Genomic DNA, 12,772 nt, shown 5'->3' on the forward strand with positions numbered 1-12,772 from the left:
GAACCCCAGCCGCATGTGAACGCACCGGTCGATCCCTCACGCGCCCACGATGCGCCCCGGACCGGTGCGCTCCGGATCTCGGGTTCCCGGCTCGCCATCGTCGGCAACGCGCCGGGGATCGAGGCCGCCGCCGCGATCGACGCGGCGCCCTCGGTGGTGCGCTTCAACAACGCGGCGGGCTTTCGCGGACGCACCGGCTCGCGTGTCACCCACCTCGCCCTGGTCAACCGCGGCGGCCAGATGCGGGAATGGCTGGCCGACCCGGGCTTCCTCGACCGCCCGGTGGTTCGTGCGGCCGAGGCCTTCATCCTGCCGTTCCCGATGCTTCCGGCGGAGCACAACCGACCCGAGCAGGTGTGCTGGACCCGTGAGGCGCTGGCGCTGCTGGCTCCGCTCGGCAAGCCGGTTCACGTCCTGCCGGAAGACCTGCACCGCGAGGGTGGCCTGCGCCTCGGCGCCGGCACCATGGGACGGCCGAACCCGAGCACCGGCTTTCTCGTGACCCTGGCGCTCCTGCTCGGCCGACCCTCGTGGTCCGGGCCGGTCGACGCCTACGGCTTCGGCTTCGCCGGCTGGCCCGGTCATCCCTGGGCGGCCGAGCGTGCTTGGTTCGCCGAAGCCGAGGCGTCCGGCCAGCTCCGCCTTCACCCTTCGGGATGACCGGCCCTACCGGGTCCGTCCCCGCAACATGATCGGGTTCCGCGCATGACCACCCTCGTCACCGTCCTGAAGGGCGGCGGCCGCTACGACGCGACCTGGGTCGAGCGCCTCGCCCGCGGCGTGCGCCGCCACGCCCCGGCGTTCGAGCGGATCCTCTGCCTCACGGACCTTCCGCTCGCCGTCGCCGGCGTCGAGCGGGTTCCGCTGCGGCACGATTGGCCGGCCTGGTGGGCGAAGATGGAGGCGTTCCGCCCCGGCCTGACGCGGGGGCCGACGCTGCTGTGCGACCTCGACACCGTCCTCACCGGGCCATGCGATGCGCTGGCCGAGCCAGGACTCGCCGCGATGGAGGATTACTTCCACGAGGGGCGGCTCTCCAGCGCCCTGCTGCGCTGGGACGGGGGCGAGCTGGATTTCCTCCACGCCGCGTTCGCGGCCGAGCCCGAACGCTGGATGCGGGCTGGTTCATGCGGCCCGGTCCCCAACGGGGTGCACGGCGATCAGGTCGTCATCGACCATCTGCTGCGCCGCGCGGGCCTGCGCCCGGACTTCATCCAGCGCCGGTACCCCGACCTCCTCGACTTCTACGATCCGCGGCGGGCCGAGCACGGCCCGGTGGTGATCTTCATTGGCGATGCCAAGCCCGATACCGCAGCCGGACCGGTGCGGGCGGCGTGGGCCGGGTCCTGACCGCGCCGCGCGCCCTCACCTCAACGCGGCCGGCCTTAGCGCGGCCGGTCGTCGCCCGCGAGGCTGCCGACGCGCTCCGCGGCGAAGCGCTCGCGCAGCCAGGCCGCGGCGGGGCCGCAAGGCCGCTGCTTGTGCCAGACCAGCTCGAGGGCGATCGGCCAGTCGCCCTTGTCGAACTGCAGGTCCGGCGTGACGAGGTCCGGCGCGGTCTGCGAGGCGGCGATGACGTGGTCGGTGACGAAGGCCCAGCCGATCCCGTGCTTGACCATCTCCAGGATCACCCAGTGGCTCTCGACCCACCAGACCTCGGCGGCCACGCGAAGGCGGCGCTTCTCCGGCCCGTCGCCGCGCGCGGCGACGAGGATCTGGCGGTGGCGCTTCAGCTCCTCCCAAGCGACCCGCGCCTTCGCCAGCGGGTGATCGCGCCCGCAGACGAGCTTGAGCGGGACCCAGCCGATGGTCTGGAAGCCGAGCTCCGTCGGCAAGACCTCCTGGCGCCACATCACCCCGAGGTCGGCGGCGCCGGACTGCACCATGCGGCTGACGTCCTCCATCAGCGGGAAGAGCAGCTCCAGTTCCACCGACGGGAAGTGCCGGGCGAAGTCGGCGAAGAGCGCGCCGAGCGCGTGCTCGGGATAGAGCTCGTCGATGGCGACCACGAGCCGGTTCTCCACCCCCTGCTGGAGGCAGCTCGCGACGCCGATCAGGTGCTCCCGCCGGTCGAGCACCACCCGCGCCTCCAGCAGCAGCCGTTCCCCCGCCGGCGTGAGCACCGGGTTCCGGCCCGCCCGGCTGAACAAGGGCAGGCCGAGATCCGTTTCGAGGTTCGCCACCTGCGTGCTGACCGCCGACTGCGCCTTCCGCAGCACGCGGGCGGCGCCGGAGAAGGACCCGGCCTCGGCCGCCGCCACGAAGGCCTGAAGCTGATCGAGCGAGACCGCCATCCATCGGCTTCCGAGATACGTACCAACTTGCCGGGTCGGATATCGCAGATAGAACGCGGCCGACCAACGAGGTTTTTTCGGGCCAGACCATGCGAACCACCCGTGACCGCATCCGCCACGCCATCCTGTTCGAGGTGATCGGGCTCGCGCTCATCATCCCGCTCGGGACCCTGCTGTTCGGGCTGCACGCCGCCGACATGGGCGTGATCGGCGTCGGAAGCGCGCTGGTCGCGATGGCGTGGAACTACGCCTACAACCTCGGCTTCGACCGCGCGATGCAGCGGCTGGTCCGGCATACGCGCAAGAGCCTCCCCCTGCGGGTGGCGCACGCCGTGCTGTTCGAGGCCGGGCTGCTCGTGATCCTGCTGCCGCCGATCGCCTGGTATCTCGGCATCGGCCTCGTCGAGGCCCTGGTGATGGATCTTGCGATCGCGGGCTTCTACGTGGCCTACGCCTTCCTGTTCAATCTAGCCTACGACCGGACGTTTCCGCTGCAGAGCTGGGCCGACGCCGCGGTGGAGCCCTCGGCTTGAGCCGCGGCGACGCTACGCGACCACGAGGGTCAGGGCGCGGTCGGCCGGGCCGAGCTCGACCCGCCGACCCCAGTCGAAGGCGATGAAGTCCTGCTCGATCCCGTCGGCGAAGACCACGCCGCCCTCGTTCATCCGCGAGGTCACCGCCAGCGCCGTGCCTGTCAGCTTGCCCGCCCGGACGGCGGTGCCGGTGGCGACGCTCGGGAACGGCTCGCGCACCCAGTAGCCGACCGCCGCCTCCTCGCTCCCGATACCGACCGTGAGGTGCGTCGCCTCCCCGATCGAGCGGGCCCAGCCGGTCAGGCCGGTCCCCGAGGCGACGATGAGACCGCTCGACGATTGGTCCTCGGCCGTGCCCGCCGCCTCGATCCAGTAGCGCGCCGATTGATGGCTGCGATGGCCAACGAAGATCTCGTTGAGCGCCAGCAGCCGCTCGCCGGTGTCGAGCACGCCCTGAACCATGGTGCGGCGCTCCACCGGGGCCGCCCCGGCGACGCTCGCCGGGAGCAGCGCTGGCAGGCGCCCGACCGCGATCCGCGCCAAGGCGCCGTCGTAGAGATCCGGGTCCGGGTTGACGCCGATCACCGGCTGATCGCGCAGGTACTTCGCCACGTTGGCGACGAGCCCGTCCTGGCCCACCGTCACGACGACGTCTTCGGGGGCGAACAGGAAGCGATCGAGGTCGACGCGCCGGGTCAGAGCCTGCCGCCAGTCCCCCGGCACCGCCGCCCGCGCCTGCCCGAGCACGGCGTGGAACCTGAGGTGGCGCGCCTCGACCTCGGTCAGGCTCTGGCCGCGGCTCTCCAGGAAGAAGCGGGCCTGCCCGCGGGTGGCGTGGCGGGCGAGCAGGGCCTCGTAATCGGTGTCGCGGATGACGAACACCGCCCGCGGGGTGATCACCGGCATGGCACGACGCCTAGCGCGAGGCGGCCGCGAGCGGCGGCACCGGCCTGCGGAACTCGCCCAAGGCGGCGGCCAGCAGGTCGGGTGTCACGTTGACGTGCTCGATCGTCTCGAGCTTGCCCGCGAGTTCGCGCGCGGCCAGCCCGAGCAGCACGGCCGGCGGGAGATCGCGATAGATCGCGGCGCGGCGCTGCTCGGCCTCCGCCCGGGCGCCTTCCACGAGGCGGATGCGCTCGGCCTCGGCCGCCGCTTCCAGCCCCTGCGCCTCGGCGAGGCCGGCGGCACGGTCGCGGGCGTTCTCCGCCTCCCGCGCGATGAGCAGCGCCTCGCGCCGGGCCAGTTCCGTTCGCGTCTCGAGTTCGTTCTCCGCGATGGCCCGCTCCTTCTCGACCGCGAGGGCGCGCCGCGCGAAGGTCGCCGCGTCCGCCTTCTGCTGAAGGGATTCGAAGGTCGGCGTCTGAAGCGCGCGCTCCAGCTCGCTCGACGGCGCCAGGTTGGTGAGCCGCACCGAGACCACCGCGATGCCGATCTCCGCCAGGGCCGGCGCCGCCTCCAGGACCGATTGGAGGGCGACGCGCTGGGGCTCGGGGCCGGCATCGAGGAGGGCGCCGACCGGGTTCCCGCCGATCGCCTGCAGGACCGCTTGGCCGGCGATGCCGCCGAGACGCGCCTCGATGCGCTCGATCGGCTCGCCCTGAGGCCTGCCGGTGCGCAGCCCGAGCGAGAAGTCGACCCGGCTCGCCAGCAGTTCCGGGTCGACCACGCGCCAGCCGATCGTCCCCTGCACCACGATGGTCTGGAAGTCCCGGCTGCGGCCGCGCACGAACAGCGTCATCTCGCGGTCGTCCATCGGCACCTCGCTGATGCTCGCGGTCTCCGGCCGGAACCAGAAGACGAGGCCGCGCCCGCTCTGCCGGATGCGACCGTTGCGGTAGCGGATGACGTGGCTGCTCGCCTCGCTCTTCAGCTGCGCGACCGGACCGATGTTGCGGATCGTAGCCATGGGACCCTCCTCGTGGGGGCGGAGCCGCAGATCAGAGCGGCTTCCGGTAGCGATAGAGTTCGGCGGGACGGAACGAGGTGCCGGTCTCCCGGGCACCCGTCGGCACGAGCCAGCCCCGATCGAGCATCCGGCGGCGGAAGGCCGGCTTGTTCAGGGTCGTGCCGAGGATCGCCTCGTGCACGTCCTGCAGCTGCCGCAGGGTGAAGGTTTCCGGCAGCAGCGCGAAGCCGACGTCGGAATAATCGAGCTTCCCCCGCAGCCGCAGGATCGCCAGAGCCAGGATGTCGGCGTGGTCGAAGCCGAGCGGCATAGCCGTGCGCGCCGCCCGATCCCGTGCGGCGAAGACCGCGACGGGGCGGCCCGCCTCGCTCTCCCCGGGCACCGCCATCCGGGCTGCCGACAACCCGGCGTCGCCCATCAGCACCTGCGTGAACAGCGCCTCGGGCAGGAGGGCGAGGTAGGCGACCGAGACGATGCGCATGCGCGGGTCCCGGTCGACGGCGCCGAAGGTGTAGAGCTGCTCGAGATGCGTCCGGGCGGCTTCGTCCGCGCCGAAGCCGGCCTTCTCGCGCAGGATGCGCCCGGCCGCGGCGTCGAGCGGCTCGTCGATCGCGACGAAGCTGCCGGGCAGCGCCCACCGGCCGGCATGCGGGTGCTGCGAGCGCTCGATCAGGAGCACGGCCGGGCGGCCCTCGCTCAGCCCCAGCAGGACGAGATCCACGGTGAGCGCCGGCCGCGCGAACGCGGCGGGATCGTACGCCTCCAGGAATTCGGTCTCGCTCACGGCAGCACCATATATCCGTTATGCATCTAACTAATATCCAAGATAGATATATGTCAAGCGCGGGGGGTGATGCGCCGTCCTCGCCGGCCGAATTGCCCGTGCGGCAAGGGCAGCTTCGGCGTGCGGCGCGTCGCGTACGGCTGCGTAAAGCAAAATTTGATCGCAACCGCTGGTTTCGCGTTGATGACGCTGAACGGCAGCGTCTTCGGCGTTTGCCTCCCGGAACCACCGAGAGACGTGTCATGATGTTCACCCGATCCGCCTGCGCCCGGACCCTGATGGCTTCGACCGTCATCGTGGTGGGGTGGACGAGCACCGCCTCGGCGGACTGCCTGAGGCGGGTCTACAATCGCTCCGCCGCCGTGCTGGTCGCCAGCCAGGATGGTGGGCCCGCCTTCGTCGTGAAGCCGGGGCGTTTCGCCACCGTGCGGCTGTCGCAGCCGGGGCACGTCGATCTGACGGCCTACTGTGCACCGCTCGGCCGCCTCGGGCAGCCGGTCGCGGGCGGGCGGGAAGCCGCGAAGATCCACCTCGAATACGAGGCGGTCCTCGACCGTTGCTACATGAAGTTCGGCGACGGCTTCTTCCAGCCGGATCTCGGCCCCGGTTTCGTCGGCACGAAGGACACGGCGCCCTTCACCGTCAACAACCCGAACCAGGGCGATATCGTCCTCGGGCCGTTCAACGCGGAATGCACGGGACAGAACTGAGGACGCAGCGTCCTCGGTTCGCGGCATTCTCTCCCGGAGCTTGGCTCCGAACCCGGCGTGCGTCGACCTCGAGTGGAATGTGGATCATGGCGGGCGAACAGGGAGACACCGCGCAAATGTCCAAAGTCCTGCGCCTGATCGGAACCTTGTCCGATGCGGTGCTCGACGCGCAGATCATGAATCGCCCGATTCCGGAGGCGCAGGTCAAGGCACTGAACGATGCGGCACTCCTGCTGCAGGAGCATCGCATCGCCCTGCCGCCGATGCTGCTTCAGGCGCTGCACGGCCTGGACAGCGCGCACGGTCTCGATCGAGGGATCAGGGGTCGCGGCGACGATGCGGCGACGGAGACCGTTCGCGAAGCGGAGGAACAGGACGAGACAAGAGGTCTTGCCCGATTCCTGCGGTCGTTCCGGAACTATCGTTCGTAGGCCGGCTTCTCTCGGCATATCTCCGGAGGAAACATGACCAAGTTCACGACCCTTTCTGGCGCTGCCGCCATCCTGATGCTCACGGCCGGCGCGTCCGTCGCAGCCCCCTGTGCGGTGGGCACGACCACCAACAGCCAGGGCACGTCGTCCTCGGCCGACAAGAGCTCGATGGCCGACGGGACCTCGACGGCGAAGACGACCCCCGGCGCCAAGGCCGAGACCCCCGGAACGGTCGGTGCCCTGAACAACGTCGGTGCCGGCACCAAGCCCGCCGACGGCGAGCAGAAGCCGGCCGAGGGCCAAGTGGTGAAGCCGGGCAGCAACGACTGCTGAAGCCCGAAAGCGGTTCCAGACGCCCGATCCGATGGCCCTGCAGCATCTGGCCTGCAGGGCCATTTTCATGCGTCGACTTCCCGTTCCTCAATCAAATCCGAAATCGACCCAACCTCCGCCTCGCGGCGCGGAAAGGGTCTGCGGGTTCGCGAAGCCGATGCTTCATGAGCGGGTCATGGTGGACGGGTATGCGTTCCGGCGCCTGCCGTGCGATCGACGGAAAGCTTCTGAGATCGGCTTCGTTCGGGACGGTCAGATCGCCGCGCGGCAGCCGTTCTCGCTGCACCGCAACACTGCGAGCCCCATCTATGGTGCAACGCAAGCGCTGACAGCTACACCGTCGGTGTCGCCGAACCGGAGATCCGCCATGTCGAACCTCGAACACCGCGCCGCCGCCCGGCTCACCTCCGCCGATCTGAAGGCATTGCCGCTCGTCCCGGAGCACATCCGCGCTCAGTACGGGGACGCTCTCACCCGCATTCCGCACGTTCGCGTCGTCGCCCGCAGGATCGAAGCCAGCGCGGCCCTGCCGTCCGTGGGATCGTTCTTCGGCTGACGGCGCGTCTTCGGGCTCGGCCGCATCGTCGGTGGCGCCGCGAGGATCGGTGAGGTCCGATCCACTTCCGTCCCTGCTCCTGCGGATCCGCCGAGCGGTCGATCCCGTCGGCGACCGAAGTTCGGAATCGGCGTGAACTCGGTTTCCTCGTCGATTTCCCGCCCCTCGGGCTGGCACGTCGACGCCCGTGAGGAGCCCAGGGATGAAGACGAGCCGGTGCCGGACGATCTTTCCGCATCGTCGGCGTCGCCCTAAAGGTGCACGATGTCGTTTTCGCAACGGTCTCCGTCTTCGTGAGCCAGGAAGGCCCTACGCCCGTGATCGTGGCGAGCCGATCGGCGCCGCCCCCTACCCGGAGGGCTCCGACGAGCACGCGACCTGGGAGCGCGGCTGAAAGGTTCCGGATTGCGAGATCCGCGACACGATCGCCAACCGCGATCCGGCTTTGATGGCCGAAGCGTCTAGCGACCTAGCCGGCGCGCCTGGCGCTCCACCGTCCGCTGCAACCGACGATGCCGCCGGTGGTGCGCCAGGTTCCGCTGCCGCTGCCCGCGGCGTCGAGGGTTCCCGCGATCGGCACCCGGTTCGCGCCCTTGACGATCGTCGCCTGCACGGTTCCGCCCTGCGAGACGCCGCCGTCGACGTCGATCTCGTCGCCTGGGATCGAAGCGTCGCTGTCCTTGATCTGAACCTGATAGCGCGTGCTCGCCGGGCACGGCCCTTCCTCGGTCACGGCCGTGATGGTCCACGAGCCGTCGAACCGATCGGGGACCCGGACCTTCTTCCGCGCGGCTTCGGCCGGAACGAGCAGGGCTGCGAGCACGCAGCCGGCGAGAACGGTGACGGAGATGCGAGACATGAGCCGCTTTTCGCGTGAGGGCGGCCGAGGGAAGGCCGGAAACCAGGGATACGGCGGAGCCGGCCGAAGGGTTTCCGCGCTCGTCATCCGTGCTCGCCATCTCTCGACGAGCCGGCAACCATGGCGTTAGGGCCGCGGACCTTTTCGGCGCTTGGGCCGGTTGATCCCCCGCCGCACCTGTCAGCGGTGTGGAGTGTCCCGTGTACAATCCCTTCTTCTCGTCGATGATGCTCGCCTTCGAATCCCAGAAGGTGATCGAGCTGCGCCTCGTGCGGCTCGCCTGGGGCGGCCGCGAGGGCATGGCCGAGATGCACTCGATGGTGGCCGAGAAGATTCAGGCGAGCATCGAGGCCGCCGGCACCCTGATGATGGGCGGCTCGCCCGAAGTCGTCGTCGCGCGATACCGCGAGCACGTCGCCGAGAACACGAAGCGGTTGTCGGCCGCGTAGCCGTCTGCCTGCCCGCGCCAACGCGCGGACGCCCGGTCGGCGATCGCCTCGACCGACGGGCAGGCATTGGGACGGTCGGCGAGGATCGCCGCCCAGGGGATCGAGGGCTGCGCGTCCTTCTCGGGTTTCTGGACGAGGGCCGCGCCGCCGTGCTCCTCGGTGATCGGGAGGCCTTCCACGCCGTCGCCGGCGTAGCCGCGAAGCACGATGCCGACGGCGTGCTCGCCGTGGCTTTCGGCTGCCGCGATGAACAACGGGTCCGCGGTCGAGCCGAATTCAGTACTCGGGACCGGGCGTGCGCCGACGACTTGCCGATGCGGAGCGAGACCGCCCGTCGAGGCGGCGATGATGCCGACCGAGCCCATCGCATCGAGCCTGCATCAACCCAGCATTGCGCGATTTAACTTATGATGGAGTGGAAGCGCGTCGCCTTCGCTATGCGGCTCGTAGGCGCCCCGATCGCCAGCCATGGCTTGCCGATCCGGTCGCCTGCCTCCCGTCCATCGGAGACGACGTTGCCACGCTACTTTTTCGACATCGCGGACGGCGACCTTCGGATCGACGAGACCGGACCCGAATGTGCCGACCTCGACGCGGTTCGAAGTGCCGCCATGCAGATCCTTCCCGAGATCGCACGGTTCGAGATCGGGAACGGTGACCGGCACACCTTCACCGTGATCGCCAGGGATGTGGGCCGGCGTCCGGTGTTCACGACGACGTTGAGCCTGACCGGCCTCTGGTTGGTCGATCGGTGAGCGACGCCCCCGACCCGGGCCTCCCATCGGTCGCCCCAGCGTCATGGCTGATCCGCAAGCTGAAGAGCACGGCGCAGATCTCGGCTCGGGATCGCGCCGACATCGAGAACCTGTCGTTCACGGTTCGAACCTTCGGCGGACGCACCAGCATCGTTCACGAAGGCGACGTGCCCAAGCAGTGCTGCCTGGTGATGGACGGATGGGCGTATCGCTGCCGCAGCCTCGCCAACGGACAGCGCCAGATCTTCGCCTTCTACGTGCCCGGCGACATCCCGGACATCGAGAGCCTGCACCTGCACGTGATGGACCAGGGGCTCGTGGCGATCGCCCAGACCACGGTCGCCTTCGTCGCGCACAGCGACATGCGCGCGCTGATCGAGCGGAACACCTCCCTCGCGATGGCCCTGTGGCGCGATACGCTGATCGATGCCACGCGCTGCCGCGAGCGGGTGATCAGCCTCGGCCGGCGCCAGGCGGTCGGCCGGATGGCGCACCTGTTCTGCGAGATGTACATCCGGCTCAGGACGGTCGGCGTAGCGGACGACTTCCGGTACGTGCTGCCGCTGACCCAGGCCGAACTCGCCGACGCTTTGGGCCTGTCTTCCGTGCACGCGAACCGCTCGCTGCAGGAACTCAGGAAGCTCGGCTTCGTGACGCTTCACCGTCGCGAGCTGATCATCCACGACTGGGACGGCCTCGAGACGGTCGCCGAGTTCGATCCCGCCTACCTTCACATCGTCTGACTGCACATCGTCTGATCGGTCGGACGCCGGCACGCCGGAGCGGTCGCCGTCGCGCGTCGGAGAGGCGCGTCCGAAACTTGGCCCGAGAGGATGGCGCACGACGATGCCGGCAATGCCGTCACGGGGGGCGGCAAGCTGAGACTGAAGACGGCACGCAGACGATGTGAAAGGCGAAGCATCGTCGGCCACGATGCAGGGTTCGGCAAGCATAAGACGGCGGGACGCCGCGGCTTTAACAAAGCGTTCACCACCACACGGGACACCTAGGACAACTCACGATTGTGGTCGGTCCATGTATCTGCCGTTGATCGCCGCACTGATCATGCCCTGCGCCCTGATGGTCGCCGTGGCCTCTGTCGCCAGCCGCGGCGATCCCGACGATCGCTGGACCCGTTCGCCTCACCGGATCCGCCGGCTCCTGAGCTTTTAGGGCGACCTTGCGGCCTTCCGCCGACGCGACGCCGTCCGCTTAAGGTGTCCTGCCGCTCTCGACCGAACCGACGGCACGTTCACCTCTTGTTAACCATTACAATCGAAAGTTGCGTCAGTAGATCGACGAGAACGGGTGCCGACGTGATTGGTCTTGCGCAATCCGAGGAACAGGCGGTCGAGCGCCTCACGCTCCGTCTCATCGAGGACGCCTATTACGACCTCGCGGCGGTGGTGCAGGGGGCGCAGCCGCAGGCGGCTGCCGCCTTGCTGGCCGTGATGGAGCAGCGCGTCACCGACGTCCTCACGGGGGTCTGCCGCACCCGCGCCGAAGGCGAACGCTCGGACGCCATCGCTCTGGCGGTCGGCGAGCGCGTCGCCGAGATCATGGACCAGGCGCATGGTCGCCGGTCGTCGGCGCGCGCTGCCTAGAGCATTTTCGAGCGAGACGGATGCCGGCTCGCGTGAAGACAAAGCCATCTCACAACAAGATGAAGCATCGTCCGTGAACCAGTGATCACGGACGATGCTTCGGGAGTCGAACCATGACCGTCGACCGTAGCGCCACCTTCGAGAAGCGGGCGATCGAGGGCTTTCTCGGCGTCGCCCTGCAGGTCGCCCTGGTGCGGCTCGGAGAGCTGTCGGGAAGCCGCGCCGAAGAGGCACTGGACCATTTCGAGCATTCGCTCGTGCGCGCCCTGCGAACGTTGACCGGCCCGGAAGGGGCGAAACTGTCGACCCAGACCGCGGTCGAGGACACGATCGTCATCCTTCGCAAGACGATCGATGCCGCGAGCCGGAAGGTCGCCGAGGGTCAATCCGCGACGATGACGTCCCCGGCCATCGCAGCGTGACGCTGCCTTCGGGGGGAAGTCCAGCATCGCGCGGGTGCTTGGCTCGATATGCGCCAGAGCAGGCAGCCGGACTTGCTGAAGACCGTCGATCGGACCTTGCCTGATCCGACGACCACCGCCGCAGAGACAGGCTTGTCGCTGCAGACGTCGGCTTGAGCTTGTCGTCAGTGCCGAGCGTCGTCGCCTCATGTAGATCTCACCCGCGATAGAGGGTTGCTATTCCGGCCATCTCTATGTGACGTTGAGCCGACATTACGTTTGCCAACCACGGGTGTGGGTACCCGCGTGCTCGACATCGCCTACGGTGATTGCGATCTCGCCGACGACCGCGGCGGATTCGGATGCTGGCCGGTCTACCCCGAGATCGCCGCGCTCGACGGGGTGCCGGGAAGCGAGCCGTTCCTCAAGGCGGCGACGCCGCGAACCGACCCGGCCCGTACCATGACGCGCTCGACCTTCATCGCGAGGAGCTACGCGGCCTCTGCCCGGCAGGCGCCGGAGAAACCGACGTCCCGCCCCGTCGACGCGTGGCTGGCCGATGGCGCGGTGTCCGCGTTCCTTCGGGAGATCGCAGGCACATCGTCGTCGCGAGCCGGGCGTGAAAGGATGCGCGCGTCCCGTGCGGCCGGACCGATGCGGCAGGCGGCGACCGCATGACGCGCGCGTGGGAAAAGCTCAAGTCGCTGCTTTCCGGAGCACGGCCGCAGCACCCTGTCGAGCACGCCGAGCTTCGGACACGGCACCCGCCACGGACCGTCGCGGACCGCGTCGAGCCGACGACGGTGGCCGGGAAGCAGGCCGCGCCGACAGACGACGGCATGGCTCTGGTCTACGAGGCCGTCGAGCGGGAACTTCGCGCGGCCGGCCTGAGACCGTGAGGCGTGGCGGCCGGCCCGGGGGCGGTCGAGCCGCCGGACGCCTCGGTCGAACGGGGCACGGGTCCGCCCCCGCGGATGCGGAGGCGGACCGTTCTTGGGAAGCCTTACGCGGCGTCGGCGTCGTCGGCATCCAGGATGCCGTCGAGGTCGCCCACCAGCGCGTCGAGCTGCTCGGACGACGAGCGGATCTTGAACCGCGTCCCGTCCTCAGCCTCAACCGCGATCTCGACGTGGTCGCCGACCTTGGCCGCCAGCGCC

At 69.4% G+C, this 12,772-nt stretch carries 21 protein-coding genes; 15 read left to right on the forward strand and 6 right to left on the reverse strand.

All coding sequences use genetic code 11. The features are described 5' to 3' along the window. Nucleotides 1–75 precede the first annotated feature (75 nt). Together MKK70_RS00725 and MKK70_RS00730 are read left to right on the forward strand one after the other, a co-directional pair. Nucleotides 76–660, forward strand: coding sequence for a hypothetical protein (locus MKK70_RS00725; protein WP_147859099.1), 585 nt, complete (start codon nt 76–78; stop codon nt 658–660). A 45-nt stretch (nt 661–705) separates the two neighbouring features. Continuing rightward, the gene (locus MKK70_RS00730) at nt 706–1,350 is read left to right on the forward strand and encodes a hypothetical protein (protein ID WP_243945414.1); all 645 of its coding nucleotides are present in this window, start codon (nt 706–708) and stop codon (nt 1,348–1,350) included. Between the two features lie 35 nt (nt 1,351–1,385). Here MKK70_RS00730 and MKK70_RS00735 read toward each other — a convergent pair whose 3' ends face one another. Continuing rightward, on the reverse strand, nt 1,386–2,294 hold the full coding sequence (locus MKK70_RS00735) for a LysR family transcriptional regulator (protein ID WP_243945416.1): 909 nt from the start codon (nt 2,292–2,294) through the stop codon (nt 1,386–1,388). 89 nt (nt 2,295–2,383) lie between these two features. Here MKK70_RS00735 and MKK70_RS00740 point away from each other — a divergent pair, with 89 nt between their 5' ends. Then, nucleotides 2,384–2,827: a PACE efflux transporter gene (locus MKK70_RS00740; RefSeq protein ID WP_243945418.1), complete on the forward strand. Its 444-nt coding sequence runs from the start codon at nt 2,384–2,386 to the stop codon at nt 2,825–2,827. A 12-nt stretch (nt 2,828–2,839) separates the two neighbouring features. Here the strand turns inward: MKK70_RS00740 and MKK70_RS00745 are convergent, their stop codons facing one another. Genes MKK70_RS00745 through MKK70_RS00755 form a run of 3 tightly spaced genes read right to left on the reverse strand, consistent with a single transcriptional unit; the run spans nt 2,840 to nt 5,517 of the window. After that, complete coding sequence (locus tag MKK70_RS00745) at nt 2,840–3,733, reverse strand: hypothetical protein (RefSeq protein WP_243945419.1); 894 nt, start codon at nt 3,731–3,733, stop codon at nt 2,840–2,842. A gap of 10 nt (nt 3,734–3,743) precedes the next feature. Next, the gene (locus MKK70_RS00750; RefSeq protein WP_243945421.1) at nt 3,744–4,733 is read right to left on the reverse strand and encodes an SPFH domain-containing protein; all 990 of its coding nucleotides are present in this window, start codon (nt 4,731–4,733) and stop codon (nt 3,744–3,746) included. A gap of 31 nt (nt 4,734–4,764) precedes the next feature. Beyond that, nucleotides 4,765–5,517 (reverse strand): NUDIX hydrolase, encoded by a 753-nt coding sequence (locus tag MKK70_RS00755; protein ID WP_243945422.1) that lies wholly within the window; start codon nt 5,515–5,517, stop codon nt 4,765–4,767. 242 nt (nt 5,518–5,759) lie between these two features. On the opposite strand from MKK70_RS00755, the gene MKK70_RS00760 reads away from it, so the two are divergent. From MKK70_RS00760 to MKK70_RS00775, 4 genes are all read left to right on the forward strand, one after another. After that, nucleotides 5,760–6,227, forward strand: coding sequence for a hypothetical protein (locus tag MKK70_RS00760; protein WP_243936555.1), 468 nt, complete (start codon nt 5,760–5,762; stop codon nt 6,225–6,227). Nucleotides 6,228–6,313: 86 nt separating this feature from the next. Continuing rightward, nucleotides 6,314–6,658 carry a hypothetical protein gene (locus MKK70_RS00765; protein ID WP_243945423.1) on the forward strand — a complete coding sequence of 115 codons (345 nt, stop codon included), beginning with the start codon at nt 6,314–6,316 and terminating at the stop codon, nt 6,656–6,658. A 33-nt stretch (nt 6,659–6,691) separates the two neighbouring features. Beyond that, nucleotides 6,692–6,991 carry a hypothetical protein gene (locus tag MKK70_RS00770; protein ID WP_147842441.1) on the forward strand — a complete coding sequence of 100 codons (300 nt, stop codon included), beginning with the start codon at nt 6,692–6,694 and terminating at the stop codon, nt 6,989–6,991. 31 nt (nt 6,992–7,022) lie between these two features. Next, nucleotides 7,023–7,547, forward strand: a complete 525-nt coding sequence (locus MKK70_RS00775; RefSeq protein ID WP_243945424.1) for a hypothetical protein — start codon at nt 7,023–7,025, stop codon at nt 7,545–7,547. 469 nt (nt 7,548–8,016) lie between these two features. Here the strand turns inward: MKK70_RS00775 and MKK70_RS00780 are convergent, their stop codons facing one another. Continuing rightward, a complete protein-coding gene (locus MKK70_RS00780) occupies nt 8,017–8,406 on the reverse strand; it encodes a heme utilization protein (RefSeq protein ID WP_243945426.1) in 390 nt (129 codons plus the stop codon). A 200-nt stretch (nt 8,407–8,606) separates the two neighbouring features. Between MKK70_RS00780 and MKK70_RS00785 the strand changes: the two genes are divergently transcribed. After that, nucleotides 8,607–8,855 (forward strand): hypothetical protein, encoded by a 249-nt coding sequence (locus MKK70_RS00785; RefSeq protein WP_147842439.1) that lies wholly within the window; start codon nt 8,607–8,609, stop codon nt 8,853–8,855. On the opposite strand, the gene MKK70_RS30955 is transcribed toward MKK70_RS00785, so the two are convergent. Continuing rightward, entirely contained in the window at nt 8,741–9,220 is a 480-nt protein-coding gene (locus MKK70_RS30955; protein WP_409568230.1) for a chemotaxis protein CheB, read from the reverse strand. The genes MKK70_RS00785 and MKK70_RS30955 overlap by 115 nt on opposite strands. 42 nt (nt 9,221–9,262) lie before the next feature. On the opposite strand from MKK70_RS30955, the gene MKK70_RS00790 reads away from it, so the two are divergent. The 7 genes from MKK70_RS00790 (at nt 9,263) to MKK70_RS00820 (ending at nt 12,514) form a co-directional block, all read left to right on the forward strand. Beyond that, complete coding sequence (locus tag MKK70_RS00790; RefSeq protein WP_243945428.1) at nt 9,263–9,610, forward strand: DUF6894 family protein; 348 nt, start codon at nt 9,263–9,265, stop codon at nt 9,608–9,610. After that, a complete protein-coding gene (locus tag MKK70_RS00795) occupies nt 9,607–10,353 on the forward strand; it encodes a Crp/Fnr family transcriptional regulator (RefSeq protein WP_147842437.1) in 747 nt (248 codons plus the stop codon). Before MKK70_RS00790 ends, MKK70_RS00795 begins: the two co-directional genes overlap by 4 nt. A gap of 292 nt (nt 10,354–10,645) precedes the next feature. Continuing rightward, the gene (locus tag MKK70_RS00800; RefSeq protein ID WP_187274779.1) at nt 10,646–10,783 is read left to right on the forward strand and encodes a hypothetical protein; all 138 of its coding nucleotides are present in this window, start codon (nt 10,646–10,648) and stop codon (nt 10,781–10,783) included. Between the two features lie 143 nt (nt 10,784–10,926). Further along, entirely contained in the window at nt 10,927–11,214 is a 288-nt protein-coding gene (locus MKK70_RS00805) for a hypothetical protein (RefSeq protein WP_243945430.1), read from the forward strand. Nucleotides 11,215–11,327: 113 nt separating this feature from the next. Beyond that, nucleotides 11,328–11,636: a hypothetical protein gene (locus MKK70_RS00810; protein WP_147726326.1), complete on the forward strand. Its 309-nt coding sequence runs from the start codon at nt 11,328–11,330 to the stop codon at nt 11,634–11,636. Nucleotides 11,637–11,921: 285 nt separating this feature from the next. Then, a complete protein-coding gene (locus MKK70_RS00815) occupies nt 11,922–12,293 on the forward strand; it encodes a hypothetical protein (protein WP_243945432.1) in 372 nt (123 codons plus the stop codon). Continuing rightward, nucleotides 12,290–12,514 (forward strand): hypothetical protein, encoded by a 225-nt coding sequence (locus MKK70_RS00820; protein WP_243945433.1) that lies wholly within the window; start codon nt 12,290–12,292, stop codon nt 12,512–12,514. The genes MKK70_RS00815 and MKK70_RS00820 overlap by 4 nt, the downstream gene beginning before the upstream one ends. Nucleotides 12,515–12,772: the final 258 nt, after the last annotated feature.

The organism is Methylobacterium sp. E-041, assembly GCF_022829665.1.
Lineage (GTDB): Bacteria > Pseudomonadota > Alphaproteobacteria > Rhizobiales > Beijerinckiaceae > Methylobacterium.

Coding starts and splice junctions, on each gene's coding strand:
- MKK70_RS00770 (WP_147842441.1), top strand. CDS start 6,692: ATGACCAAGTTCACGACCCTTTCTGGCGCTGCCGCCATCCTGATGCTC.
- MKK70_RS00735 (WP_243945416.1), bottom strand. CDS start 2,294: ATGGCGGTCTCGCTCGATCAGCTTCAGGCCTTCGTGGCGGCGGCCGAG.
- MKK70_RS00745 (WP_243945419.1), bottom strand. CDS start 3,733: ATGCCGGTGATCACCCCGCGGGCGGTGTTCGTCATCCGCGACACCGAT.
- MKK70_RS00800 (WP_187274779.1), top strand. CDS start 10,646: ATGTATCTGCCGTTGATCGCCGCACTGATCATGCCCTGCGCCCTGATG.
- MKK70_RS00765 (WP_243945423.1), top strand. CDS start 6,314: ATGGCGGGCGAACAGGGAGACACCGCGCAAATGTCCAAAGTCCTGCGC.
- MKK70_RS30955 (WP_409568230.1), bottom strand. CDS start 9,220: ATGGGCTCGGTCGGCATCATCGCCGCCTCGACGGGCGGTCTCGCTCCG.
- MKK70_RS00780 (WP_243945426.1), bottom strand. CDS start 8,406: ATGTCTCGCATCTCCGTCACCGTTCTCGCCGGCTGCGTGCTCGCAGCC.
- MKK70_RS00750 (WP_243945421.1), bottom strand. CDS start 4,733: ATGGCTACGATCCGCAACATCGGTCCGGTCGCGCAGCTGAAGAGCGAG.
- MKK70_RS00810 (WP_147726326.1), top strand. CDS start 11,328: ATGACCGTCGACCGTAGCGCCACCTTCGAGAAGCGGGCGATCGAGGGC.
- MKK70_RS00790 (WP_243945428.1), top strand. CDS start 9,263: ATGATGGAGTGGAAGCGCGTCGCCTTCGCTATGCGGCTCGTAGGCGCC.
- MKK70_RS00820 (WP_243945433.1), top strand. CDS start 12,290: ATGACGCGCGCGTGGGAAAAGCTCAAGTCGCTGCTTTCCGGAGCACGG.
- MKK70_RS00760 (WP_243936555.1), top strand. CDS start 5,760: ATGATGTTCACCCGATCCGCCTGCGCCCGGACCCTGATGGCTTCGACC.
- MKK70_RS00730 (WP_243945414.1), top strand. CDS start 706: ATGACCACCCTCGTCACCGTCCTGAAGGGCGGCGGCCGCTACGACGCG.
- MKK70_RS00775 (WP_243945424.1), top strand. CDS start 7,023: ATGGCCCTGCAGCATCTGGCCTGCAGGGCCATTTTCATGCGTCGACTT.
- MKK70_RS00740 (WP_243945418.1), top strand. CDS start 2,384: ATGCGAACCACCCGTGACCGCATCCGCCACGCCATCCTGTTCGAGGTG.